Genomic DNA, 24,813 nt, shown 5'->3' with positions numbered 1-24,813 from the left:
GACAATCCTGCGTGCCGCCGTACTCTTGGGTGGTCATGAGCACCGCACGCACGTATGAAGTCCGCACCCATGGGTGCCAGATGAACGTCCACGACTCCGAGCGCCTGGCCGGGTTGTTGGAAGACGCCGGCTACGTCTCCGCCCCGGAGGGCGAGCAGGCGGACGTCGTGGTCTTCAACACCTGCGCGGTTCGTGAGAACGCCGACAACAAGCTCTACGGCAACCTCGGCCACCTGGCGCCGGTCAAGGCGAAGAAGCCGGATCTGCAGATCGCTGTCGGCGGCTGCATGGCACAGAAGGATCGCGACACCATCGTCAAGAAGGCGCCGTGGGTCGACGTCGTCTTCGGTACCCACAACATCGGCTCGCTGCCGGCGCTCCTGGACCGGGCGCGCTCGCAGGCCGAGGCCCAGGTGGAGATCCTCGAGTCGCTCGAGGTCTTCCCCTCCACGCTGCCCACCCGCCGGGAGTCGGCGTACGCCGCCTGGGTCTCCATCTCGGTCGGCTGCAACAACACGTGCACCTTCTGCATCGTGCCGAGCCTGCGCGGCAAGGAGAAGGACCGCCGCCCCGGCGAGATCCTGGCCGAGATCGAGGCACTGGTCGCCGAGGGCGTCACCGAAGTGACCCTGCTCGGCCAGAACGTCAATGCCTACGGCGTCGAGTTCGGCGACCGGCAGGCGTTCTCCAAACTGCTGCGCGCCTGCGGTGAGATCGACGGCCTGGAGCGGGTCCGCTTCACCAGCCCGCACCCGGCCGAGTTCACCGACGACGTGATCGAGGCGATGGCCGAGACACCCAACGTGATGCCGAGCCTGCACATGCCGCTGCAGTCCGGCTCCGACAAGGTGCTGCGGGACATGCGCCGGTCTTATCGGCAGGCGAAGTTCCTCGGCATCATCGAGCGGGTCCGCGCCGCGATCCCGGACGCGGCGATCACCACCGACATCATCGTCGGCTTCCCCGGCGAGACCGAGGAGGACTTCCTCGAGACGATGCACGTGGTCCGTGAGGCCCGCTTCTCCGGCGCGTTCACCTTCCAATACTCCAAGCGCCCCGGCACCCCCGCGGCTGTCCTGGACGATCAGATCGACCCGGCCGTGGTGAAGGACCGCTACCAGCGGCTCGCCGCGCTGGTCAACGAGATCACCTGGGCGGAGAACCAGAAGCTGGTCGGTCGCACCGTCGAGCTGATGGTCGCCGAGGGCGAGGGGCGCAAGGACGCCGAGACGCACCGCCTCTCCGGTCGCGCTCCCGACAACCGCCTCGTGCACTTCGAGGCGGACTTCTCCCAGGTCGAGGGCGAGCCGCGTCCCGGCGACATGGTCACCGTCGAGGTCACCTACGCCGCCCCGCACCACCTGGTCGCCGACGGTCCCGTCCGGGCGCTGCGGCGTACCCGTGCCGGGGACGCCTGGGAGCGCCGGGTCTCGCCCAGTTCGCCCACCGGCGCAGGCAAGGGTGTCGGCCTCGGCATGCCCGGCGTCGGTGTTCCCGCGCCGCTGCCGGACGCCCCTGCCTGCGGCTGACCTCCGCTCGCAGGCCGGCTGGCGCTGAGGAGCGCCCACACGAACAGGACGCTCACGTCGAGAGCTCGGCGGTCGCGCGTACGTCGTCACGCAGTCGAGCGTGCGTCCTGTCGGGGCGGCAGGGAGGGGCAGTCAGCTGTCACACTCAGCGCCGCGGGTCGCGGCCGGTCCGGGCGAGGATCCGCTCCTGGGGGCTGGCGTCGGAACCGACGGGGAGCGCGGGGCTGCAAGCGCCGTGGGCGTAGAGGTTCTCTCCCAGCTCGTCCAGGCATGCCTCGACGTGCAAGACCTCGTCGGGTGTGAAGGCGGTGTCGCTGCCGAAGGCGCGGGCCAGGTCCCAACGGTGGATGATCAGGTCGAGGTTGTAGAAGGTCGCGATGGTCGCGCCGATGGTGCTGGGGCCGAAGTAGCTCTCGAACTCGCGGTCGAGCACGGTGCCGTCGCCGAGTCGTTCCAGCGCCCCGGAGGCGTGGGCGGCCCAGGCTTCCTCCGGTGAGCCTTCCGGGCGCGGGCCGAGCGAGAGCTCCTGGCGCGCCAGGAAGTCACGCTGCGAGTCGATGACGTGGTCGAGTACGTCGCGCGCCGCCCAGCCCTCGCACGGACTGGACGCGTCCCAATCGGTGGCGGAGCCGACGATCGTGCCGAAGCGCTCGATGAGGGTGGTGAACTGGTCGAGGGTCGTGTTCATGGAGTCCAGTCTGGCGGTGCCGTGACGGAGGCGATTGAAGAAATCCGACAGAATCCAGGTGTGCCCCGAGAACGCATCGATCCCGACGAACCGGCGCACCTGCGCGATGCCGCCGGCACGACTCCGCCGATCGATCGTTATCTTCCTGCCGACGACCTGCGGGGGCTGGTCCGGCGCCACTGGGTGCCGGTCTGGTCCCTCCCGGAGGGAAAGGTCAGCGTGCAGCGGGTGCTGCAGTACCCGGTCTGTCTGCTCACGGTCGACGCCACCCGTGCGATGGTGGTCGGGCCGACCGCGGGCCTGGGCACTCGCGAGCTCAGCGGGAGCGGGTGGACGGTAGGCACGCTGCTGCAGCCAGCAGCCGGGTGGCTGCTCCTCGGTCGCCCCGTCGCCGAGGTCGTCGACGCCGCGGTGCCCTGGGAGGCGTTGGGCGTCGATGCCGGCTTCGTCGGAGAGATAGTCGGCCTGATGGCGCCCGATCCCACCGACGAGGAGGCGCAGCGCGCGGCGATCGTCCTGGTGGAGGAGCAGGTGCGCCGCCTGCTGCCGCTCGACGAGGAAGGGGAGCTGGTGAACCGGATCGTCGACTTCACCGAGACCCGCCCCGACGTACGCCGCGTGGCTCAGGTCTGTGCGGAGTTCGCGCTGAGCGAGCGCACCCTGCAGCGGCTCACCGCCCGCCGCCTGGGTCTCACGCCGAAGTGGCTGATCCAGCGGCGCCGGCTCCACGAGGCAGCCGACCGGCTCCGGAGCCGGTCCACCGCCTACGACCTGGCCGCGGTCGCAACAGACCTCGGCTACGCGGATCAGGCGCACTTCATCCGGGACTTCGCAGCGGTCACCGGCATGACGCCGGGACAGTTCGCCGCCGAGCCCCGGCCTACTGCCGAGTAGGCGAGGTCGGCCTTGTTCACCGCCCGGCCCGCCGTGAACCGGCCGGTCGAGCGCGCCTACGATTTACCCATGAGTGAGCAGAAGATCGTCATCGTCGACGGTGCCCGGACGCCGATCGGCAGTTTCGGCGGGGTGCTGAAGGATGTCCCCGCGCACGAGCTCGGCGCGGTCGCCGTCACCGAGGCGCTCAGCCGAGCCGGTGTGCGCGGCGAGCAGATCCGTGAGGTCGTCATGGGCCAGATCGGTCAGGTCGGCCCCGACGCCTACAACGCCCGCCGGGTCGCGCTTGCCGCCGGGCTGCCGCAGAGCGTTCCCGCCTACACGGTCAACCGGCTCTGCGGGTCCGGACTGCAGGCGATCTGGTCGGCGGCGATGGAGATGCGTTGGAACAACCTCGACTTCGCCATCGGCGGCGGCGACGAGTCGATGAGCCGGATGCCGTTCCTCGACTTCGGTGCCCGCAACGGCTACAAGCTCGGTGACCGCGCCCTGGTCGACGGCACGGTCGGCATGCTCACCGACCCGTTCAGCAACAAGCACATGGGTGTGACCGCCGAGAACGTGGCCGCCAAGTACGGCGTGGACCGGGTCCAGCAGGACGAGTTCGCGGTCGAGTCGCAGCGCCGCGCCGCCACCGACGAGGCGAAGGCCGCGTTCGCCGAGGAGATCGTCCCGGTCGAGGTCGCCGGCCGCAAGCCCTACACCGTCGAGGTCGACGAGCACCCCAAGCCGGGCACCACGATGGAGACGTTGGGCAAGCTTCGTGCCGCGTTCGTCAAGGACGGCTCGGTGACTGCCGGCAACGCTTCCGGCATCAACGACGGCGCTGGCGCTGTCGTGCTGGCGACCGAGGCCGCGGCTGCCGAGCACGGGCTGTCGCCTCTGGTCTCGATCGAGGCCGTCTCGACGGGGGCGATGGAGCCCGAGCTCATGGGCTACGCACCGGTGCTCGCACTCAAGGACCTCTTCGAGCGCACCGGGCTGACCCCGAAGGACATCGGCACCATCGAGCTCAACGAGGCGTTCGCCTCCCAGGCGGTCGCCGTCAGCCGCGATGCTGGGCTGGACCCGGCGCAGGTCAACCCGTACGGCGGCGCCATCGCACTGGGCCACCCCGTCGGCGCAACCGGCGCGATCCTCTCGGTCCGCGCGGCCAAGACGATGGTGCGCAACGACCTCGAGTTCGGCATCGTCACCATGTGCATCGGCGGCGGCCAGGCTCTGGCTGCCCTCTTCAAGAGGATCTGAGCATGACGCTGGTGAACTACTCGGTTGCCGACGGCGTCGCCCATATCGAGATCAACCGTCCAGACGTCTCCAACGCGTTCGACGTGCCGACCTCGCACGCCTTCGACGAGGCGATCGGCCGCGCCGAGGCAGACGACGAGGTGCGCGCGGTGCTGCTGACCGGTGCCGGCAAGCGCTTCTCGGCCGGGGGTGACGTGGCCGCCATGGTGGCTGCCGACGACCCGTCCGGGTTCCTCCTCGAGTTGGCGGAGGCGCTCGACGTCGCCGCCCGCCGTCTGGACGCCCTGGCCAAGCCGGTGGTCTGCGCGGTGCAGGGTGCCGTCGCCGGCGCCGGCAACTCCGTCATGCTGGCTGCCGACGTGATCGTGGCGGCCGAGTCGACCAAGTTCGTGATGGCCTACCCCGGCGTCGGGCTCACCCCCGACATCGGCGTCTCCTGGCTGCTGCCGCGTGCGGTCGGCCAGGTCCGTGCTCTGGAGTACGCGCTCACCGGCCGGACCCTGAGTGCCGCGGAGGCCCGCGACTGGGGCCTGGTGACCACGGTCGTCGCCGACGAGGAGGTGCAGACCGCTGCCCGGGAGCTGGCGGTGCGCATCGCCGCGGGGCCGGTCTTCGCACTCGGCCAGGCGCGCCGCCTGATCCGTGACTCCTGGGACCGCACCCGTGAGGAGTCCGGGGCGGTCGAGTCGCGCACCATCGCAGAGGCCGTGCGGACCGCCGACGCGCAGCAGCGCCTGGCGGCCTTCACCAAGAAGTGAGCTGAGCCGCGTGCCCGCTCCGACCCGGTCCATGACGTACGACGTCGCGGTGGTCGGGGCGGGCATCGTCGGTCTCGCGGTGGCCCGTGAGGTGCTGCTCCGCCGCCCGGGCGCTCGCGTCGTCGTGGTCGAGCAGGAGCAGGAGGTGGCAGCCCACCAGACCGGCCACAACTCCGGTGTCATCCACGGAGGCATCTACTACCAGCCCGGGTCACTGAAGGCCCGGCTGTGCGTCGAAGGTGCTCGGCTCATGTATGACTACTGCGCCGAGCACGCCATCCCCCATGAGCGCTCCGGCAAGCTCATCGTGGCGCGACACGACGGTGAGCTGGGCCGGCTCGACGAGCTGCATCGGCGCGGCATCGTCAACCAGGTGCCGGGACTGCGCCGGCTGCGGGCCGAGGAGATCGCCGAGATCGAGCCGCACGCCGTCGGCGTCGCGGCCCTGCACGCGCCGAACACCGGCGTCGTCGACTACGCCCGGGTCGCTCGCGCTGTCCGAGACGAGCTGACGGCCCAGGGGGTGGTGTTCCGCTTCGGCGAACGGGTCGAGGCGATCGACCAGCACGGCGGTGTGAGCACCTCGCGCGAACGGTTCCGGGCCCGTCAGGTGATCGCCTGCGCCGGGCTCTGGTCGGATCGCCTGGCCCGAGTGGCGGGTGCCGGCGCGGACCCGCGGATCGTGCCGTTCCGCGGCGGGTACCTGACGCTGCGGCCGTCGGCAGAGCCGTGGGTGCGCGGGATGATCTACCCGGTGCCGGATCCCCGGCTGCCGTTCCTCGGCGTGCATCTGACCCGGCATGTCGACGGCGAGGTATCGCTCGGCCCGACGGCCCTCCTGGTCGGAGCCCGCGATGCCTACCGCATCCGACGCGTCCGAGCTCGGGATCTCGGCGAGACCCTGGCCTGGCCCGGGACCTGGCGGGTGGCGCGCGCCCACTGGCGTGCCGGCGTCAACGAGCTCCGCACCGCCGTCAGCCGTCGCCGCTTCGTGGCCCTGGCTGCCGACTACGTGCCTGGGCTCACCGTCGCGGACCTGTCTCCCGGGACGCACGCCGGTGTGCGGGCACAGGCGGTCGGTCGCGACGGCACGCTCGTCGACGACTTCGTCATCTCCCGCTCTGGGGTCACCAGCTTCGTGCGCAACGCGCCCTCGCCGGCGGCGACCTCGGCCTTCGCGCTGGCCCGGGAGCTGGTCGACCGGGTAGGTCCTGTCACGTAGGCCCATGGCCTGCTGCGCGTCGCCGCGACCTTCGCAACAGGACCTAGCCACCACCCTCAGGCGCCACCACGCTCAGGCGGGACGTCGTGCCTCTCGGGGCTCCGGCCCTGGCGGCGCATGACTGGGAACCGCGGCGATCTTGATCGGCACTTCCCTAGGCAGGCGGCTCGTCCGGGAGGTCGTCCTCGCCCGAGACGCCCTGACTCGGCTCCTGGTCCTTGTCGTCGGGCTCCTTGACCTCTTCCGGCGCCTCGTCGTCGACCGCAGGGTTGTCGTCGGGGTCGAGATCGCGGGGCACCGGATCACCCGGGGTGTCGCCGTACTTGGGGTCATCGAGGGAGTCCGCGCCGCCGGGCAGCAGCTGGGGCTCTTGGGTGGCCGGCGGCGGTGCCGGTGCATCCACGCCGTCGGGTCGGGACTGTTCGTCGCTCATCTGTGCCTGCCTCCCGCGAAGAGAGGGGCCGCGTGCGCAGGCCCGCGGCCCCCATGACTCACTTGATGTCGTCGTTCTTTCCGTCGAGCTTGTCGAGCGCGTCCTTCGCCTTGTCTGCGGCCGACTTCGCCTGGTCGCCGAACTTCGTCTTGTCGCCGACGAAGTCCGCGGCCTTGTCGATGCCGGAGGCGATCTTGTCTCCGTGCTTGTCGACGGCGTCGGAGGCCTTCTCCTTGAACTCGTCGCCCTTGCCCTTCAGCTTGTCCATGAAGCTCATCAGGTACCCCTTGCTAGGCGGGGTCGCGTCCGATCGCGACCCGTGACGTTTGAAACACTAACCCCATGGCCCGATCCGACCACGACGCGAAGACGCCGCCGGTGGTGGCGGTGGTCGGGGCGACGGCGGCGGGGAAGACCGGACTCTCCCTCGAGCTCGCAGAGCGATGGGGCGGCGAGATCGTCAACACCGATGCGATGCAGGTCTACCGAGGGATGGACATCGGCACCGCGAAGCTCCCGCTCGACCAGCGCCGCGGGATCCCGCACCACCTGCTCGATCTGCTCGACATCCACGAGACGGCCAGCGTCGCCGAGTTCCAGGGCCTGGCGCGGGCCCAGATCGACCGCCTGCGGTCGCGGGGCCGGGTGCCTGTGCTCGTCGGCGGCTCCGCGCTCTACACCCGGGCGGTCCTCGACCGCTTCGAGTTCCCGGGCACCGACCCCGTCCTCCGCGCCCGCATCGAGGCCGAGCTGGAGCAGCAGGGCTCGGCCGCCCTGCACCGCCGTCTCGCCGATCTCGACCCTCAGGCGGCTAGGGGCATCCTGACGTCGAACGGCCGCCGGATCGTGCGGGCGCTGGAGGTCATCGAGCTCACCGGGCGCCCGTTCTCCGCCAGCCTGCCGACCCTGGAGTACGCCGTCCCCCGGGCGATACAGATCGGCGTCAGCATCGACCGGGAGGAGCTGCTCGCCCGCATCGAGATCCGCGTCGGGCAGATGTTCGACGACGGGTTCGTCGATGAGGTGCGCGCGCTGGCGGCCCGCGGGCTGGCCGAGACGCGGACGGCCTCACGCGCGATCGGCTACCCCGAGGTGCTGGCCCACCTCGACGGTCGGCTGACGGAGGCGCAGGCCCGGGAGCGCACGGTGATCGCGACCCGACGGTTCGCCCGGCGTCAGGAGCAGTGGTTCCGTCGGGATCCGCGGATCCACTGGTTCGAGGCGGGTGCCCACGATCTGGTCGAGCAGGTCCTGGCGCTCGTCGAGCGCTCCTGATCCGTCCGGCGCAGGTGAGCAAGAACGGTCGGGCGCCCAGGTGCTGGTCGCGGGCAGACTGGGGTCATGGGCAGGGATCGACTCCGGGAGCTGCTGGAGGCCGCACTCGGGGAGCAGCACGACTCCCTGGAGGCGATGGCGCAGGAGGCCCACAGCTCGCCCTTCCACTTCAGCCGGCAGATCCGCCGTGGTGCGGGAGAGGCGCCCGTGGCGCTGCGTCGCCGGGTGCTCCTCGAGCGAGCCGCCTGGCGGCTGGCAGGTGGCGCGACCGTCACCGTGGTCGCTCACGAGGCCGGCTACGAGTCGGTCGACGGATTCGCGCGTGCGTTCGCCCGGGCGTGGGGTCATCCGCCCTCCGCGACCCCGCGGCACGCCGGCGACCTCACCCGGCACTGGCTGCCGGCCCCCAACGGCATCCACTTCCACCCGCCCACCAACCTGTGGGTCGACGAGCGCCGACGGGAGGCCCCGGGGATGCAGCTCACCTTGCACCTGGTCCATCACGACCTGGACGACACCCGCCTGCTGCTGAGGGCGGCCGCCGAGCTGCCACCCGACCGGATCGACGCCGTCGAGCTGCCCGGGATGCAGGTGCTCGGCTTCAACGGGCCGGAGGAGTCGCTGGCCGCCGTACTGACCCATCTGGTGCACGGCAAGGAGGTCTGGCTCGCTGCCCTGATCGGGCGTGACTCCCCGCCCCTGGGCACGACGACGCCGCGTTCGCTGCTCGCCCGTCACGAGGCGGTGGCCGAGGAGTGGGCAGCGTTGATCCGCGACATCGAGCGCAGGGGAGCGTGGGACGACCAGGTGATCGACGCGCTCTGCGACCCGCCGGAGAGCTTCGTGCTGAGCAGCGTCGTCGCGCATGTGCTCACCTACTCCGCCCAGCGCCGCCTGCTGGCCCGTCACCTGCTGCGGCGCCAAGGCGTCGACGTCGACGACGGCGACCCGATTCTCTGGCTCCGCCAACCCCCGGCTGATACGTCTCAGCCGGTCGATACGTCTCAGGAGGGACGATGACCCGCACCCGCTACTTCACCGCTATGACCCTGGACGGCTTCCTTGCCACCGAGGATCACTCGCTCGACTGGCTGTTGACCCGTGATGCGGGCGATCAGTCCGGTCCACTGGGCATCGACGCCTTCCTGACCGAGATCGGAGCCATCGCGATGGGAGCCTCCACCTACGAGTGGATCCTGCGCCACCACCCCGACGATCCCTGGTTCTACTCCCAGCCGTGCTGGGTCTTCACCCATCGCGACCTGCCCGCGAAGGAGGGCGCCGACCTCACCTTCACCCAGGCGCCGGTCGACGAGGTGTGGCAGGAGATGGCTGCGGCGGCGGGTGAGGCGGACATCTGGCTGGTCGGCGGCGGTGACCTGGTCGGCCAGTTCCATGACGCCGGCCACCTCGACGAGCTGCTCGTGTCGATCGCCCCGGTCACCATCGGGGCGGGCAGGCCGTTGCTGCCCCGGCACGTCGAGCTGAGACTCACCGAGCTCGACCGTCTCGGGGAGCTTGCGGTCGCGCGCTACGCCGTCCTGCGTTGACGCGCCTCCGGGGGCAGGGGCTCAGCCCGCCAGTGCCTCCGCGTGCATCGCGCTGATCCGTTCGTAGCCCAGGCCGTTGAGGCGCAGGCCCTCGATCTCGCTCTCCGTGAGCTCGCGTCGTACCTTCGCGGGTACGCCGGCCACGAGGCTTCGCGGCGGCACCTGCATGCCCTCGGGCACCACGGCGCCGCCGGCGACGAGCGTCTCGGAGCCGATCCGGGCGCCGTTCATCACGGTGGCGTTCATGCCGACCAGCGCGTGGTCCTCGACGGTGGCGCCGTGCACGACGGCGGCGTGGCCGATGGTGACGCCCTCGCCGAGCACGATCGGGAAGCCGCGGTCGACGTGGAAGACCGCGTTGTCCTGCACGTTGCTTCCGGCGCCGATAGTGATCGAGTCGAACTCGGCACGCAGCACCGCACCGTAGAAGACCGAGCACCGCTCGGCGATCCGCACGTCTCCGACCAGGGTCGCGTTGGGTGCCACCCAGGCCGAGTCGTGTACGTCGGGGATGAGGTCTCCCAGGCTGATCCGCATGACTGCAGAGCCTAGGAGGTCCGGTCGGCGGCCTGGGTCGTGGGTGCCGCTCAGTGCGGCGCCTCACTCGTCGGGACGACCGGTCACGTGGGGGATGGGAGAATGGTTTCGTGAGCTATCCCTTCCTGGTCGGCCATGGCACCGAGAACGACTTCGTGCTGCTCCCCGACCATGACGGCGCCCGCCACGGCGCGCTGGCCGCGGAGCGGGTTGCCGCGCTCTGCGACCGGCGAGCCGGGATCGGGGGCGACGGCGTGATGCGGGTGATCCGCACGGTGGCTGCACGGTCGCTCGGGCTGATCGGCGGGGGCCAGGGGGAGGACACCGAGGCGGAGTGGTTCATGGACTACCGCAACTCCGACGGCTCGGTCTCCGAGATGTGTGGCAACGGCGTGCGGGTCTTCGGTCGTCATCTCGCGGAGGCCGGGCTCGTCGACCCGTCAGCGCCGGTTCCGGTGCTGACCCGCGGCGGTGTGAAGGTGCTGACCTTCGAGGAGGACGACACCATCACCGTCGACATGGGACGCCCGGAGGTGCTCGGCGAGAGCGTGGTCACCGTCGGGCACCGCGGCTGGTCGGCCCGCCACGTCGACATGGGCAACCCACACGCGGTCGCGTTCGTCGACTCGCTGGACGACGCCGGCCCCCTCCTCAAGTCACCGGGGCACGACGCCGGCGTCTATCCCCACGGGGTCAACGTCGAGTTCGTCGTCGACCGGGGTCCCCGCCACGTAGGCATGCGGGTGCACGAACGCGGCTCGGGGGAGACGCGCAGCTGCGGCACCGGCGCCTGCGCGGTGATGGTCGCCGCAGCGCTCCGCGATGGCGCCGCCCGCCCACCGGGCAGCGACCTCACCTATCGGGTCGACGTACCGGGAGGGACCCTGTGGGTCACCTGGACCGCCGCCGACCGCAGCCTGCTTCGGGGGCCCGCGGTCCTCGTCGCCGAAGGTGTCACCGACCTCTGAGGCGACGTTGCCGTCCGATCGACGGCCTGCCCAGGTTTGGCGAGGTCCGGATCGGGTGAAACGACAGGGAGTCAGCCGTATCTCGAGGAGTCGCACCCATGTCTGAGCAGTTCCCACCCTCCGACGAACCCACGCGCATGGGGCCTCCGCAGGGGCAGGACGTGCCGCCCACGGCTCCCGGCTCCTGGCCCGCGCCGCAGCCGACGCAGCCGCCGGCGCAGGCCCCCGGGTGGGCGCCGCCACAGCCGTCGCCCTACGGCGACCCCTACGGTCAGCCGCCCGCTGGTGACCCCTACGGTCAGCCGCCCGCCGGCGGTCCCTCGTGGGGAGCGCCCGCGCCTCAGCCCGGCTACGGCGGTCCGGGCGGCCCTGGGGGTCCCGGATACGGCGGACCTGGCGGACCTGGCGGACCGCAGGGTCCGTGGGACCAGGGCCCGACCCCACCCGGTGGGGGTGGTCGCAAGGGCCTGATCATCGGGGCAGTCGTCCTCACGCTGGCTCTCGTCGGTGGCGGCATCGCTGCGGCCGTGGCGTTGAGCGGCGACGACGGGGACGACGACGCGAAGGGGAAGGACGACACCAGCCAGGCCGCGCAGCCGACCGAGTCGACGGCCGCCCCGACCGAGTCGACGACCGCCGCGCCGACTTTCGAGGCCGCGAACTTCGACGAGGTCAGCCGGGTCTGTCAGGGCGAGGCGATGAGCAACGCCGCTGCCTGGGATCCAGCGAGCCCCGTCGGGATGCCCTTCATGACGCCGTACGCCGGCTCCTCCGGCTGGGGCTTCATGCCCGGCGCCTCCACGAAGTCGTGGAACCTCAGCGACTACGGCGCGTTCGAGACCGTCAACTTCGTGGTCTGCGTCGAGGGCACGCCGGCTGCCGCAGCCTCTCCCCAGCAGTGCACCACCGACGGTGAGAGCTATGAGTGGACCCCGCTGGACTATGCGGTGACGATCCGCGAGGCGGCGACGTCCGAGGTGCTCAAGGAGTTCGAGGCCGACCCGGAGACCAGCACGGGGTGCCCGTCGTTCGCTGCCGTGCGGGACGGCAAGGCCAGTACCCTGCCCGACACCGACGCGATCACCGGCTCCGTCGACGCCTGGCTGGTTGAGGCGGGAGCGGGCGGCAGCGGCGACGGGTCGGACGACGGTACTGGCGACAGTGGTGACACCGGCACGGGAGGCGCGTCGTTCGAGGCGACCTCCTACTTCGACCTGCCCCGGGTCTGCATGGGCGGCGCGGCCACCAACCTCCCCGCGTTCGACGCCGCGTCGGCCAAGGGCATCGGAGCGCTGACCAGCCCGAAGGAGCCCAACTACGGCGGCAACCTCACGGTCGGACTCAACGAGAAGTGGGGGATCGACGTGCCGCAGTGGGCGAAGACCTCCTTCGTCGTCTGTGCCGAGGGGACACCGAGTGCCTCCGTGAAGCCGCGCAAGTGCAAGGCCTCCCAGGAGAAGAAGAAGGGCCCGTTCATGCTCGTCCAGTACGACTACGCGCTCACCGTGCGCGAAGCATCGACCGGGAAGGTGCTCACCGAGCTCGAGACACTGAAGCCGGAGTTCGACACCTGCCCGATGTTCGCCTTCATCGACGAGTCGGGCGAGTACACCCCGACTCCGGACACCCGTGAGATCGACGACCGGGTGAACGCGTGGCTCGCCAAGGAGGCAGGGAAGAAGTGACGCCCGCGCACACCTGAGCGCGACACACGCGGGGCCACGATCCGATCGTGGTCCCGCGCGGTGTTCCATGGGGAGAGCGCCGTGACCGCGGCTCCGGACACACCTCTTATGCTGCGCTGCATGGACATCACAGGAGCAAGTGCAATCGTCACCGGCGGTGCCTCGGGCATCGGTGCCGCGGCGGCGCGCCAGCTGGCGGCCAAGGGCGCCAAGGTGGTCGTGGCCGACCTCAACGCGGAGAAGGGCGAGGCCCTCGCCCAGGAGATCGGCGGCGTGTTCGTCGCGGTCGACGTCACCCAGACCGAGCAGATCCAGGCCGCCGTCGACAAGGCCGGCGAGCTCGGGCCGCTGCGGGTACTGATCAACTCGGCCGGCATCGGCTGGGCGCAGCGGACCATCGGCAAGGACGGCGACCCCGCCTCGGCCCACGACCTGGGCGCCTACTCCAAGGTGATTGCGATCAACCTGATCGGCACCTTCGACGCCATTCGCCTTGCCGCCACGGCGATGAGCCGCAGCGAGCCCACCGAGTCCGGCGACCGCGGCGCCATCGTCAACATGGCCTCCGTGGCCGCGTTCGACGGCCAGATCGGCCAGGCGGCGTACTCCTCCTCCAAGGGCGGCGTCGTCGGCATGACCCTGCCGGTCGCCCGTGACCTGTCGGCTGCGGCGATCCGCGTCAACACCGTGGCCCCCGGGCTCATCGACACCCCCATCTACGGCGAGGGCGAGGCCTCGGAGCAGTTCAAGGCCCACCTCGGCCAGAACGTGCTCTTCCCCAAGCGCCTCGGTCAGCCCGACGAGCTCGCCTCGATGGCGGTGGAACTGGTCACCAACTCCTACATGAACGCCGAGGTCGTGCGTGTCGACGGCGGCATCCGGATGCCCCCGAAGTGAGCTGACTCGGTCTGCGCCACGCTTCTCGCGTCAAGCGGACGTCCTGCCACCTGGTTGCTCCAGCGACCGGAGGGCAGGACGTTCTGCGTTGGGTCGTCGCGGCTCAGCCCTGGCACATGAGCCGGCCGTACGGACCGACCGTGGCACGACGCTCGGTGACCTTGCCCTCGACGCTGATCGTGCAGGTGATGGGATCGCCCGTGGCGCCGGCCTGCAGGAAGACGCGCGCGTAGTCCGGTCGGCCGTAGACGACCGTCGACAGGGACCAGGAGCCGCCGGAGACGGTCGTGCGCCCCGATGAGTTGTTCGGGCTGGTCGGGATGGTCCAGCCGACGATGCCGATGGGGGAGCGAGAGGTGAGGGTGATCCGGAGGTCGAGCGGCGGTACGTCGCCACTCAGGCTGCCGCCCGGCAGGCCCGGGATGTCGAGGCTGGTCAGCTCGCGCGGCAGGTCGGTGTGCTTGCGGCTGTTGAAGGTGCGCGGCTTCTTCTTCGGCTTCTTCGTCTTCTCCTTGACGGGCGTGGCCGGATCGCTGGTCGTGACGGGTGCGCGGCTCTGCGGTCGATCTGTCCCCGCGTCGGGGCGAGTGACCCACCACATGCCTGCTACCAGCACCGCCGCGATGACGGCGGCGACGAGGTAACGGCGGCGGTCTCGGCGGCGAGGCATGCCTCCTCAACGACCGGGGCCGGTGGGGGTGACGCGGCGACCGTCCGGCGAGGTGCCTGATAACGGTTCGCCCGGGTGGCGCTCCCGGCCTACGCTGGTAGCCATATGACGAACCATGCTGAGCGCTTCTCCCTCGACGCCGCCCTCGAGGAGACCCAGGGGTGGGACGACCCCGACGCTGATCTCGAGGCCGATGACTTCGAGTCCGGCTATGCCGACGAACTGGTCTCGGCAGACGGCCCCGATCCCGAGGAGCTGACCACGGGTGATCAGGACCTGGCCGCGCGACATGCGCTGCGCCGGGTGGCCGGTCTGCGTACCGAGCTCGAGGACATCACCGAGGTCGAGTACCGCCAGCTTCGCCTGGAGCGGGTGGTGTTGGTCGGGGTCTGGCTTGAAGGCACCATCGAGGACGCCGAGAACTCGATGGCCGAGCTCGCCCTGCTGGCCGAGACCGCCGGGTCCGAGGTGCTCGAGGCCATCTACCAACGGCGTTCCAAGCCCGACCCGGCGACCTACATCGGGCGCGGCAAGGTCGATGGCGTGCGCGAGATCGTGCAGGCGACCGGTGCGGACACCGTGATCCTGGACGGTGACCTGGCCCCGTCGCAGCTGCGTAACCTGGAAGACAAGCTCAAGGTCAAGGCGGTCGACCGGACCGCGCTGATCCTCGACATCTTCGCGCAGCACGCGAAGTCCAAGGAGGGGCAGGCGCAGGTCGAGCTCGCCCAGCTGCAGTACATGAAGCAACGGCTCCGCGGCTGGGGTGGGAACCTCTCCCGCCAGGCCGGTGGCCGGGTCGCCGGCGGCGAGGGCATCGGCGGCCGCGGTCCTGGAGAGACCAAGATCGAGACCGATCGGCGGCGGATCAACACCAAGATCGCCAAGCTCCGCCGCGAGCTCAAGGCGATGAAGGGGACCCGTGACACGAAGCGGGCGGAGCGGCGCCGCAACGCGGTGCCCTCGGTGGCGATCGCGGGCTACACCAACGCCGGCAAGTCCTCGCTGCTGAACCGACTCACCGATGCCGGCGTGCTGGTCGAGAACGCCCTGTTCGCGACGCTCGACCCGACCACGCGGCGTACCACGGCGGCCGACGGGCGTGTCTACACGATGAGCGACACGGTCGGGTTCGTGCGGCACCTGCCGCACCAGCTGGTCGAGGCGTTCCGCTCGACCTTGGAGGAGGTCGCCGACGCCGACCTGATCCTGCATGTCGTCGACGGCTCGCACCCCGACCCCGAGGGCCAGATCTCCGCGGTCCGCGAGGTCTTCGCCGAGATCGAGGCGACCCACGTGCCCGAGCTGATCGTGATCAACAAGGCCGACGCGGCCGATCCGATGGTGCTAGCCCGGCTGCGCGCCCGCGAACCGCACTCCGTGGTCGTCTCGGCGCGCACCGGGGAGGGTATCGCCGAGGCGCGTGCGCTGATCGAGGCAGAGCTGCCCCGCCCCGCCGTCGAGTTCGACGCGCTGGTGCCCTACGCCCGTGGGGACCTGCTCGATCGACTGCACCGCGCCGGCGAGATCCTCAGCCTCGAGCACACCGCCGAAGGCACCCGCGTGCACGGTCGCGCCGACGAGTCGCTCGCTGGCGAGCTGGCGGCGTACGCCGTCTGACCGGTCGTCTGCTCTCAGTCGGCGACGGCGGGCACGGGCTCGGTCGCGGCGCCGACCGCTGCGCGGGCCGGGATGGCCAGCGAGATAGCTGCTCCGACGAAGGCGGCGATGGCGCCGATCACGAAGCACCAGCGGAAGGTGCCCTCCGTCGGGATCGCGGCAGTGCCGGGGGCAAGGGTGAAGGTGTGGCTGGTGAGTACGGCCGCCATCGCCGCGCCGGCCAGGGTGGTGCCGACCGAGCGCATCAGGTTGTTGAAGCCGACGCTGGATCCGGCCTCGTACATCGGCACGTTCTCCAGGATCAGGGTGGGCATAGCGGCGTAGCCGATGCCGACTCCGATCGAGCAGACACACATGACGACGAGCATCTGCCATGGCTCGGTCATGAGGAACAGGCCGACCAGGTAGCCGAGGCCCAGGAAGACCGCGCCGACCGCGAGTGTGATCCGGGCGCCGATCCCTTGGATGAGTCGGCTCGACACCGGCGCCAGGAGCATCATGACGATGCCGCCAGGAGCCATCCACAGGCCGGCTTGGAGCAGGGTCTGGTCGAGTCCGAAGCCGGTCGCAGCCGGCATGGTCAGCAGCTGCGGCACCACGATCGACTGCGCCATCATCCCGAAGCCGATGAGGACGGCGGCCAGGTTGGTGAGCAGCACGGGGCGCGCCGCAGTGGTCCGCAGATCGACCAGTGGGTTGGCGTGGGCGAGCTGGTGGCGCCCCCAGAGCGCGAAGGCGACGACTCCGACGCCGAGGAAGAGCCAGGTGCGCCCGGCCATCCAGCCCCAGTCGGACCCCTTGGAGATGCCCACGAGCGTGCCGACCAGGCCGGCGGCGAGGCCGAGTGCGCCGACGCCGTCGAAGCGGCCGGGGTTGAGAGCGGGTCGGGACGGCACCAGCAGCGCCGTGGAGACGAGCACGACCAGTCCGAGCGCCGCAGAGATCCAGAAGAGGGCGTGCCAGTCGTGCTCCTGCGCGATCCAAGCAGCCAGCGGCATGCCGATGGCGCCGCCGACGCCGAGCGTGGCGCTGAGGGTCGCGATGGCCGACGTGGCCATGGCCGGAGGGGTGACCTCGCGCACCAGGGCGATCGCCACGGGGAGGTACCCCATCGCCATGCCCTGGAGGACGCGGCCGACGAGCATCGGCCCGATGCTGTCGGCGAGCGCGCAGACCATGGAGCCGAGCAGGAGGACGCCGGCGCTGACGATCAGGACCCGCTTCTTCCCGAAGAGGTCGCCGAGCCGGCCGGCGACCGGCATGGCCACCGCGGCACCCAGCAGGGTCGCGGTCACCACCCAGGAGGCGTTGCTGATGGACGTGTCCAACAGTGCGGGGAGATCCCGCTGGATCGGCATGACGAGGGTCTGCATCAGGGCGCCGCTGAGGCCGCCGAGGCAGAGGACGACGACCACCAGGCGCGCCGCGAGAGGGGAGAGATCGGCGGGAGCCGAGTGGCCGGGGGACTGCACGGACGGTGCCTTTCGGATCGGGTGTCCGCACGGTGTGCGCACCGGGGACCGCAGCAGTTTGCCGGGTGAATGTGTAGGACGCAACCAAATCCGGCAGTGACCCGGAGCACGTTCGCGGGGCGGGTCAGTTTCGGTGAGGTTGGGTCCGTGGTGGATGATTCCTCTCATGTCCCGTGGTGCATTTGTTCGCCTGCTGCTGGTCCTCGGACTGCTGGCCGGCTGTCTCTGGCTCTCTCTCGAGAAGAAGCCGACGCTGGGAATCGACCTCAAGGGCGGTTCTCAACTCATGTACCAGGCGCAGGATCCCAACAATCCTGACCGGGACGTCACCGCTGCACAGGTCGACAAGACCATCGAGGTCATGCGGGACCGCGTCGACGCGATCGGCGTCTCCGAGCCGACCCTGGTCCGGGTCGGCACCGACCGGGTGCTGGTCGAGCTCCCGGACGTGCAGGACCCCGATCAGGCCAAGGAGGTCATCGGCAAGACCGCGCAGCTCTCGGTGCACCCGGTCGTCGCGGCAGCCGCAGGTCCCGACGCCAAGCCCTCCAAGGAGGGCAACGTCATCGTCCCGGACGAGGACGGCACGTCGTTCCTCGAGCTCGGTCCGTCGGTCATCTCCGGCAACGAGATCAAGAGCGCCGACGCGGTGCAGCCCCAGCAGAGCATCGGCTGGTCGGTGCAGATCGAGTTCGACGGCAAGGCCGGCGACGCCTACCAGAAGATCACGGCAGACGCAGCCTGTTTCCCCACCGGTGACCCCCAGCGGCGTACGGCCTTCGTCCTCGACGACAAGGTCATCTCGTCGCCGCAGGCAGCTGAGAACGTCCAGTGCAACGTAGGTATCGGCGGAGGCTCGACCGAGATCACCGGCAACTTCACCCAGCGGTCCGCCAAGGATCTCGCACTGCTGATCGAAGCCGGTGCGCTGCCGCTGGCCCTCGGCTCGTTCGATGACGACGGCAAGTTCGTCAACGGCGTCCCGATGCAGGACTCGGTCATCGGGCCCACCCTCGGTGACGCGGCCATCAAGGCCTCCGCCGAGGCCGCGGTCATCGGTGTGATCCTCACCGGACTGTTCATCATCATCGTCTACCGACTCGTCGGTGCCCTGGCGGCGGTGGCGCTGACGTCGTACGCGCTGCTCGCCTATGCCATGACCGTGGGGGTGGGAGCGACGCTCACCTTGCCGGGTCTGGCCGGCTTCGTGCTGGCCATCGGTCTTGCCATCGACGCCAACGTGCTCGTCTTCGAAAGAGCGAGAGAGGAGTACGCCGACAATCCGAAGGCAGGGATGCGGCGCGCGCTCCAGATCGGCTTCAACAAGGCGTGGACCGCGATCATCGACTCCAACGTCACCACGCTCCTCGCCGCCCTGCTGCTCTTCCTCTTCGCCTCGGGCACGGTCAAGGGCTTCGGCGTCACGCTCTCCATCGGTGTCGTGGCCTCGATGATCTCCGCGCTGGTGATTGCGCGCGTCCTCACCGAGATCGGCGTCAGCACCAAGTTCATCGCCCGCCGACCGGCGATCACCGGCCTGTCCAACGTCGGGCGCGTGCGCACGTGGCTGATGCGCAAGAACCCGCAGATCATGAAGCGCAGCAAGATCTGGCTCGGAGCCGCCGGCGCCCTGACCGTCTTCTCGTTGCTCGGGATCTTCGTCCACGGCATGAACCTCGGTCTCGAGTTCACCGGTGGCCGCACCCTGGTCTACGAGACCACGAAGGTGATCAAGGCGGACGACGCCCGCGAGATCGTCTCCGACATCGGCATCCCCGAGGCGGTCGTGCAGAACGTCAAGGGCAGTGACGGGACCGAGCGGATCTCTATCCGGGCCGGCAAGATCTCGGACGACGAGCGCGACCAGATCGAGAACGCGCTCGACGACAAGGTCGGCATCGAGGAGAAGATCTCCGACGACACCGTGGCGCCCAGCCTCGGTGACGAGCTGAAGCGGAAGGCGATGATCGCCTTCGGCATCGCCCTGATCGCTCAGATGCTCTACCTGGCGTTCCGGTTCCACTGGACCTTCGCGCTCTCTGCCGTCGTCTCGATGTTCCACGACGTGCTGCTAGTGACCGGTATCTACGCCTGGCTCGACAAGCCGATCGACGGCGTGTTCCTGGCGGCTGCCCTGACGATCGTCGGTCTCTCCGCCAACGACACCGTGGTCGTCTTCGACCGCATCCGAGAACGCTGGCTGGGGACCAAGACCGGCACCTTCGACGAGGTCTCCAACACGGCGATCCTCGAGACGATGCCGCGTACGGTCAATACCGGTCTCGGTGCGATGTTCATCCTGGCCGCTCTGGTCTTCATGGCCGGCGACTCGCTCACCGACTTCGCGCTGGCCCTGCTGCTCGGCCTCATCATCGGTACGGCGTCGACCGTCTTCGTCGCCAGCCCGATGGCGAGCTTCCTGCAGCGCTTCCAGGCGTTCCCGCGAGATGCGAAGGTCAAGAAGGTGCGCGACCCGGAGGACTCTGGCGCCGTCGTCTGACACCTTCATGGGCGCGAACCATTTGCGCGAACCATTTGCGCCATCTCAACGCGCCGTTTGCGCGAACTCAACGCTTACTTTGCGCGCACTCGCCGTCGAAGTAGCGCGTATGAGCCGTCGAGTTCGCGCAAAGGACGCGTTGAGATGCCAAGAACAGGGCGGGCGGTGCCCCCGGATAGGGTGCTCTGGTGTCTGACTCCGCTGCTGCCGATCGCCCGGTGACCCGCCTGCTGGCTGAGGCGGTGGCGGCGCTCGGTGGCCAGGAGCGTGCCGGTCAGGTGCTGATGGCGGAGGCGGTCGGCGACGCTCTCGCGGGCGAGCAGCACCTGCTCGTCCAGGCCGGCACCGGCACTGGAAAGTCGCTTGCCTATCTGGTCCCGTCGCTGCTCCACCGGGAACGCGTGGTGATCGCGACGGCCACCTTGGCGCTCCAGCATCAGCTCGTCGAGCGCGACATCCCCCGTCTGGTCAAGGCGGTCGAGAGGCCCGGACTCGACACGTCGTACGCCGTGCTGAAGGGACGTTCCAACTATGCGTGCCTGCACCGGGTTCGCGAGGGTGCGCCGGACGACCAGGGCGTCCTGATCGAGGCCCCGACCGGATCGATGGGCGCCGAGGTGCTCAAGCTCCGCGAGTGGGTCGAGGAGGAGGCAGAGTCGGGCGGCACGGGAGAGAAGGACAACGCTCCCCGCCACACCGAGAAGGTCTGGCGTCAGGTCTCGGTCAGCGCTCGTGAATGCCTGGGTCGTGCCCGCTGCGTCTACGGCGAGGAGTGCTTCGCCGAGCAGGCAAAGGAGAAGGCCGCCCGGTCCAAGCTGGTGATCACCAACCACAGCCTGCTTGCGATCGACGCCATCGAGGGCATCCCGATGATCCCGGAGTACGACGCGGTGGTGATCGACGAGGCACACGAGCTCACCGCGCGGATCACCCAGGCGGCGACCGACGAGCTCAGCGTGAGTGAGGTAGAGCGGGCCGCTCGACGGGCTCAGCGCTACGTCGACGGTGACCAGGCGACCGAGTTGGCCGACGCAGCGGACGCCTTGAGTGACGCGATCGCTGCGGCACCCGAGGGCCGCATCGACCAGGTGCCGGCGCAGCTTGCCGAGGCGCTGGTGCTGGTCCGTGATGCCGCCCGGGCCGCGCTGGGCGCGTTCCCGAAGGAGTCTGACGGCGATGTCGATCCCGGCCGTACGCAGGCGAAGGGTGGGGTTCAGGAAGTCTTCAACACCAGCGAGCGGATGGCAGCCGGCTCCGACGCCGATGTGCTTTGGCTCAACGGCCGGGAGGTGTCGCGCGGCGGTCCGCAGCTGTGCATCGCGCCCCTGCAGGTCTGGGGTCAGATGCGCGACAAGCTGCTCACGGACAAGACGGTCATCTTCACCTCCGCGACGCTGATGCTCGGCGGCAACTTCGACTCCGTCGCGGGGAGCCTCGGGCTCAAGCCGGCAGAGCGAGCCGCCGACGACCTGCCCACGCCCAGCGACGCTCCGAGCGACGCTCTCCCGTGGCGAGCAGTGGATGTCGGCTCGCCGTTCGACTATCGCAAGCAGGCGATCCTGTACGTCGCCCGGCACCTTCCGCCGCCAGGTCGCGACGGGCTTGGCAAGGCGCAGCTCGATGAGATCGTCGACCTGGTGGATGCCGCTGGCGGCCGCACTCTCGGCCTCTTCTCGTCGCGTCGTGCGGCGGAGGCTGCCGCGGAGGAGGTGCGTGCCCGGTTGCCGCATCTGACCACGCTGGCGCAGGGGGAGGCGCAGCTCCCCGAGCTGGCTCGCCAGTTCGTCGAGGACCCCTACACCTGCCTCTTCGGCACCCTCACGCTCTGGCAGGGGCTTGACGTCCCCGGCGACACCTGTCAGTTGGTGCTCATCGACCGGATCCCTTTCCCGCGTCCTGACGATCCCCTGATGTCGGCGCGCCAGCGGGCCGCCGACCAGGCCGGTGGCAACGGCTTCATGCAGGTCGCCGCCACCCACGCCGCCCTGCTGATGGCGCAGGGGGCCGGCCGGCTGATCCGCACCACCAGCGACAAGGGCGTGGTCGCGGTGTTGGACCCACGCCTGGCGACGGCCCGCTACGGCGGGTTCCTACGCGCCAGCCTCCCGCCCATGTGGCCGACCGAGGACCGCGAACTGGTCAGGGGTGCCCTCAAGCGGCTGGCGGCCGGCTGAGGGCACCGGTGAGGGGCCGGCAGCCGCTGAGACGTCCCGACTCGCCCTCAGCGGCGTACGCACCTACCGGAGGCCTTCAGCGTGAACTGCCCGAGACTGCCGTAGCGGGAGTAGCCCGTGCTGCCCGGGTCTCGGGCCCCGGTACCGGCCAGGGTGACCAACCAGGTGCCGGGTCGTGCCTTGCCGCGCCAGGTGGCGTCGAGGCCTCCGGCCTTGCCCGAGGCGGAGGAGAGTGGGTCGATGACCTGGGCGCGGCGGGCACCGGGGCGCCGGATGGTCATGCGGATGTCGAGGTTCGGGCCGAGGGCGGCGTTGCGTGCGCGCAGGACGACCCGGGACCGACAGGTGGTGCGCAGGGTGAAGGCGTCGGTGTCGGTCGAACTCGTGATCACGCCATGTGCCGTCTGGCCGCGCTTGAGGCGGGAGGCGCCGCGGCGTCCGTCGGCGTGGTCGTCGCGGATCCGCTGCACTCCGTGCTTGGCGATGACCGCGAGATCGTCCTGACGCTGGGACGCTCCGGCGTACTCGCCTCGGCTCCACTGGGTCAGGTGGCGATCGCCGGAGCCCATGATCGGCCCCCAGATGCCATGTCCGCCGTAGTACTCGCCATCGCCCCCGCCACCGTCGTGCAGGAGGCCGAGGGTGTGGCCCGCCTCATGAGAGAGGACGTCGGCCAGCCGACGCGGGTTGTTGCCGATCTCTTCGGAGAAGGCCCAGAGGATCCGCTGGTCGTTGGCGTGAGCGTCGGGGAAGACTCCGACGTAGGCGACGCCGGCGCAGCCTGGGCCGCCGCAGGTGGCGTTGCGGGCTCGCGTGCTCGCCGTGACTACGGCGTGGACGCCGAAGCGGTCGTCGCCGGAGCCGGCGCGCTCGATCGCGCTGTGCTTCGGCCGCTGTGTGGTGACATCGATGTCGAAAGGTGCGAAATCCTCACTGACCCGCGCCCAGACCTCTTGGATCGCCTTCAGGTCGGCGGAGGGGAGCCGGTGCGAGGTGGCGCCTTTGAATCCTTCGTAGTCGCCGCACGGCAGTGTCGGGGTCAGCAGGCCGCCGAGGATGCCTCCGTCGCCGCGGTTCCATCCGGTGTTGCAGACCCGCTCGCCGTCGAAGTCGAGGTAGAGGACCCGCTTCGACCGCGGCCGACTGTGGAGGGAGAAGGTCTCGTTCAACGGCGCGACGGCGCGGGCAGGTGCCTCGGGGCCAACGAGTCGCGCCGTGTGCCGGTCGGCGAAGAAGAGCCGGCCGGCAGCATCGAGGCGCGCCGTCGGGTCGCTCTGGAGAAGCCGTTGCACCACGTCTCGGGAGAGGTCGGGCGGGTCGGCGGCGACGGGTGCTGCCCCGACCGTCGTCGCGGCGAGGCAGCAGGCGGTCAGGGCGAGGAACGGACCCTGCAGGTGCCGTGCCCAGGCGGAGATCCACATGCACCCTCAACGACCGGTCGGGGCAAGGGACACGCCTCTCAGACGCGTCGCAGTACGGCAGTGACGACGCCGAGGATGGTGGCGTGGGTGCCGTCGATCGGCTCGAAGACCGGGTTGTGGGGGAGCAGCCAGACGTGGCCGTCCTTGCGCTGGAAGGTCTTGACGGTGGCCTCGCCGTCGATCATCGCGGCGACGATCTCGCCGTTGTTGGCCGTCGGCTGCTGGCGCACGACGACGTAGTCACCGTCGCAGATGGCGGCTTCGATCATCGACTCGCCCGAGACCTCGAGCATGAAGAGGGTGCCGTCGCCGACGAGGGACTTCGGAAGCGGGAAGACCTCCTCGACGCGCTCCTCGGCGAGGATCGGGCCACCGGCTGCGATGCGGCCGACCATCGGCACGTAGGTGGCCGGGGGAGCGGTGTCGCCGATCCCGGTCACGTCGATCCCGGAGTCGTCGGCCGAGCTGATCGCTCGGCGCGCGGCGAGCACCTCAGGCAGGAAGACCTCGATCGCGCGCGGCCGGTTGGGGTCGCGCTTGATGAAGCCCTTCGACTCGAGCACCTTGAGCTGATGGGCCACCGAGGAGGACGAGGTGAGCCCGACGATCTCTCCGATCTCACGCATGCTCGGCGGGTAACCCCGCTGTTCGAGGGCGTCGCGGATCGCGGTGAGGATGCGCTGCTGTCGTGGAGTGAGCCCGGTCGCATCAGGCGGTCCGTCGGGCAGTTCGGAGACCTTGCCGGACTCGTTGCGGGGTGTCATCGGCGCTCTGCCTTTCCGGGCTGGCACGGGTGGTGAGGACGTCGTCGCTGTGCACTGTCACTGTGCCTCACCGTGCGCCTGCTCTCAAACATTTGTTCGATTGGCGTGTCGGTCGCGTCAGGCCGGAACGTGCAGCTCCTGGCCCACCTGGAGCGCCGCGGAGTCGAGGGCGTTGAGTCGCTTGATGGCGTCGATCATCTGCTGCACCTTGCCGTCGTCAGCCAGATCGGAGGCGATCGCCCACAAGGTGTCGCCCTCGTCGACCATGATGACGCGGGTCTGCGTGACCGAACCGGCGTCATCGGTCGCGACCGAGGCGGCGCCCAGGAAGATCGCAGCCAGCAGCACCAGGGCGGTGGCGGCCAGGAAGACGACCACGCGACCACGGCGGGTCAGCTGCAGCGCGGGACGGACGGGGTGCAGGGCGACAGTGCTCATCGGGAACCTCCGAGGGGGAAGGAGAGGCGGGTGTGTCGACCGAGTTCTATCGACACCCTCCGACACAACC

General features: G+C 70.1%; 23 protein-coding genes. 14 read left to right on the top strand and 9 right to left on the bottom strand.

Features of this window, described 5'->3' with window-relative positions; genetic code table 11:
* Positions 1-35: 35 nt before the first annotated feature.
* Complete coding sequence (miaB, locus tag DNK54_RS08970) at positions 36-1,529, top strand: tRNA (N6-isopentenyl adenosine(37)-C2)-methylthiotransferase MiaB (protein ID WP_110207022.1); 1,494 nt, start codon at positions 36-38, stop codon at positions 1,527-1,529.
* A 145-nt stretch (positions 1,530-1,674) separates the two neighbouring features.
* Here miaB and DNK54_RS08965 read toward each other — a convergent pair whose 3' ends face one another.
* Complete coding sequence (locus tag DNK54_RS08965; protein WP_110206637.1) at positions 1,675-2,217, bottom strand: TIGR03086 family metal-binding protein; 543 nt, start codon at positions 2,215-2,217, stop codon at positions 1,675-1,677.
* A 60-nt stretch (positions 2,218-2,277) separates the two neighbouring features.
* On the opposite strand from DNK54_RS08965, the gene DNK54_RS08960 reads away from it, so the two are divergent.
* The 4 genes from DNK54_RS08960 (at position 2,278) to lhgO (ending at position 6,339) form a co-directional block, all read left to right on the top strand.
* Entirely contained in the window at positions 2,278-3,111 is an 834-nt protein-coding gene (locus tag DNK54_RS08960) for a helix-turn-helix domain-containing protein (RefSeq protein WP_204164488.1), read from the top strand.
* 69 nt (positions 3,112-3,180) lie between these two features.
* Positions 3,181-4,359: a thiolase family protein gene (locus DNK54_RS08955; RefSeq protein WP_110206636.1), complete on the top strand. Its 1,179-nt coding sequence runs from the start codon at positions 3,181-3,183 to the stop codon at positions 4,357-4,359.
* A gap of 2 nt (positions 4,360-4,361) precedes the next feature.
* On the top strand, positions 4,362-5,117 hold the full coding sequence (locus DNK54_RS08950) for an enoyl-CoA hydratase/isomerase family protein (RefSeq protein WP_110206635.1): 756 nt from the start codon (positions 4,362-4,364) through the stop codon (positions 5,115-5,117).
* A gap of 10 nt (positions 5,118-5,127) precedes the next feature.
* Entirely contained in the window at positions 5,128-6,339 is a 1,212-nt protein-coding gene (gene lhgO / locus DNK54_RS08945; protein WP_239460006.1) for an L-2-hydroxyglutarate oxidase, read from the top strand.
* A gap of 154 nt (positions 6,340-6,493) precedes the next feature.
* Here the strand turns inward: lhgO and DNK54_RS08940 are convergent, their stop codons facing one another.
* Positions 6,494-6,772, bottom strand: coding sequence for a hypothetical protein (locus DNK54_RS08940; protein ID WP_110206633.1), 279 nt, complete (start codon positions 6,770-6,772; stop codon positions 6,494-6,496).
* Between the two features lie 58 nt (positions 6,773-6,830).
* Positions 6,831-7,049 carry an antitoxin gene (locus DNK54_RS08935; protein ID WP_110206632.1) on the bottom strand — a complete coding sequence of 73 codons (219 nt, stop codon included), beginning with the start codon at positions 7,047-7,049 and terminating at the stop codon, positions 6,831-6,833.
* 65 nt (positions 7,050-7,114) lie between these two features.
* On the opposite strand from DNK54_RS08935, the gene miaA reads away from it, so the two are divergent.
* From miaA to DNK54_RS08920, 3 genes are all read left to right on the top strand, one after another.
* Positions 7,115-8,047 carry a tRNA (adenosine(37)-N6)-dimethylallyltransferase MiaA gene (miaA, locus tag DNK54_RS08930; RefSeq protein ID WP_110206631.1) on the top strand — a complete coding sequence of 311 codons (933 nt, stop codon included), beginning with the start codon at positions 7,115-7,117 and terminating at the stop codon, positions 8,045-8,047.
* A 66-nt stretch (positions 8,048-8,113) separates the two neighbouring features.
* Positions 8,114-9,067, top strand: a complete 954-nt coding sequence (locus DNK54_RS08925) for a helix-turn-helix domain-containing protein (protein ID WP_110206630.1) — start codon at positions 8,114-8,116, stop codon at positions 9,065-9,067.
* Complete coding sequence (locus tag DNK54_RS08920) at positions 9,064-9,597, top strand: dihydrofolate reductase family protein (protein ID WP_110206629.1); 534 nt, start codon at positions 9,064-9,066, stop codon at positions 9,595-9,597. The genes DNK54_RS08925 and DNK54_RS08920 overlap by 4 nt, the downstream gene beginning before the upstream one ends.
* Before the next feature lie 21 nt (positions 9,598-9,618).
* Here the strand turns inward: DNK54_RS08920 and DNK54_RS08915 are convergent, their stop codons facing one another.
* A complete protein-coding gene (locus DNK54_RS08915; protein ID WP_110206628.1) occupies positions 9,619-10,134 on the bottom strand; it encodes a gamma carbonic anhydrase family protein in 516 nt (171 codons plus the stop codon).
* A 110-nt stretch (positions 10,135-10,244) separates the two neighbouring features.
* Here DNK54_RS08915 and dapF point away from each other — a divergent pair, with 110 nt between their 5' ends.
* The 3 genes from dapF (at position 10,245) to DNK54_RS08900 (ending at position 13,684) form a co-directional block, all read left to right on the top strand.
* On the top strand, positions 10,245-11,102 hold the full coding sequence (gene dapF / locus DNK54_RS08910; RefSeq protein WP_110206627.1) for a diaminopimelate epimerase: 858 nt from the start codon (positions 10,245-10,247) through the stop codon (positions 11,100-11,102).
* Positions 11,103-11,200: 98 nt separating this feature from the next.
* Positions 11,201-12,787, top strand: a complete 1,587-nt coding sequence (locus tag DNK54_RS08905) for a hypothetical protein (RefSeq protein ID WP_162602372.1) — start codon at positions 11,201-11,203, stop codon at positions 12,785-12,787.
* A 120-nt stretch (positions 12,788-12,907) separates the two neighbouring features.
* Positions 12,908-13,684 (top strand): SDR family NAD(P)-dependent oxidoreductase, encoded by a 777-nt coding sequence (locus DNK54_RS08900; protein WP_110207020.1) that lies wholly within the window; start codon positions 12,908-12,910, stop codon positions 13,682-13,684.
* A 103-nt stretch (positions 13,685-13,787) separates the two neighbouring features.
* On the opposite strand, the gene DNK54_RS08895 is transcribed toward DNK54_RS08900, so the two are convergent.
* Positions 13,788-14,354, bottom strand: coding sequence for a hypothetical protein (locus DNK54_RS08895; RefSeq protein ID WP_110206625.1), 567 nt, complete (start codon positions 14,352-14,354; stop codon positions 13,788-13,790).
* A 105-nt stretch (positions 14,355-14,459) separates the two neighbouring features.
* Between DNK54_RS08895 and hflX the strand changes: the two genes are divergently transcribed.
* Entirely contained in the window at positions 14,460-15,974 is a 1,515-nt protein-coding gene (gene hflX / locus DNK54_RS08890) for a GTPase HflX (protein WP_110206624.1), read from the top strand.
* A gap of 14 nt (positions 15,975-15,988) precedes the next feature.
* Here the strand turns inward: hflX and DNK54_RS08885 are convergent, their stop codons facing one another.
* The gene (locus DNK54_RS08885; protein WP_204164487.1) at positions 15,989-17,446 is read right to left on the bottom strand and encodes an MFS transporter; all 1,458 of its coding nucleotides are present in this window, start codon (positions 17,444-17,446) and stop codon (positions 15,989-15,991) included.
* Between the two features lie 166 nt (positions 17,447-17,612).
* Here DNK54_RS08885 and secD point away from each other — a divergent pair, with 166 nt between their 5' ends.
* Positions 17,613-19,946, top strand: a complete 2,334-nt coding sequence (secD, locus tag DNK54_RS08880) for a protein translocase subunit SecD (protein ID WP_110206622.1) — start codon at positions 17,613-17,615, stop codon at positions 19,944-19,946.
* 185 nt (positions 19,947-20,131) lie between these two features.
* Positions 20,132-22,120: an ATP-dependent DNA helicase gene (locus DNK54_RS08875; protein WP_420846375.1), complete on the top strand. Its 1,989-nt coding sequence runs from the start codon at positions 20,132-20,134 to the stop codon at positions 22,118-22,120.
* A gap of 47 nt (positions 22,121-22,167) precedes the next feature.
* On the opposite strand, the gene DNK54_RS08870 is transcribed toward DNK54_RS08875, so the two are convergent.
* From DNK54_RS08870 to DNK54_RS08860, 3 genes are all read right to left on the bottom strand, one after another.
* Complete coding sequence (locus DNK54_RS08870) at positions 22,168-23,541, bottom strand: hypothetical protein (RefSeq protein WP_110206621.1); 1,374 nt, start codon at positions 23,539-23,541, stop codon at positions 22,168-22,170.
* 38 nt (positions 23,542-23,579) lie between these two features.
* Positions 23,580-24,305, bottom strand: a complete 726-nt coding sequence (lexA, locus tag DNK54_RS08865) for a transcriptional repressor LexA (RefSeq protein WP_110206620.1) — start codon at positions 24,303-24,305, stop codon at positions 23,580-23,582.
* A 117-nt stretch (positions 24,306-24,422) separates the two neighbouring features.
* Positions 24,423-24,743: a LysM peptidoglycan-binding domain-containing protein gene (locus DNK54_RS08860; protein WP_110206619.1), complete on the bottom strand. Its 321-nt coding sequence runs from the start codon at positions 24,741-24,743 to the stop codon at positions 24,423-24,425.
* Positions 24,744-24,813: the final 70 nt, after the last annotated feature.

The organism is Nocardioides daejeonensis, from assembly GCF_003194585.1.
In the GTDB taxonomy this organism is placed as follows: Bacteria; Actinomycetota; Actinomycetes; order Propionibacteriales; family Nocardioidaceae; genus Nocardioides; species Nocardioides daejeonensis.
This window is presented reverse-complemented; position numbering and strand designations above follow the sequence as displayed.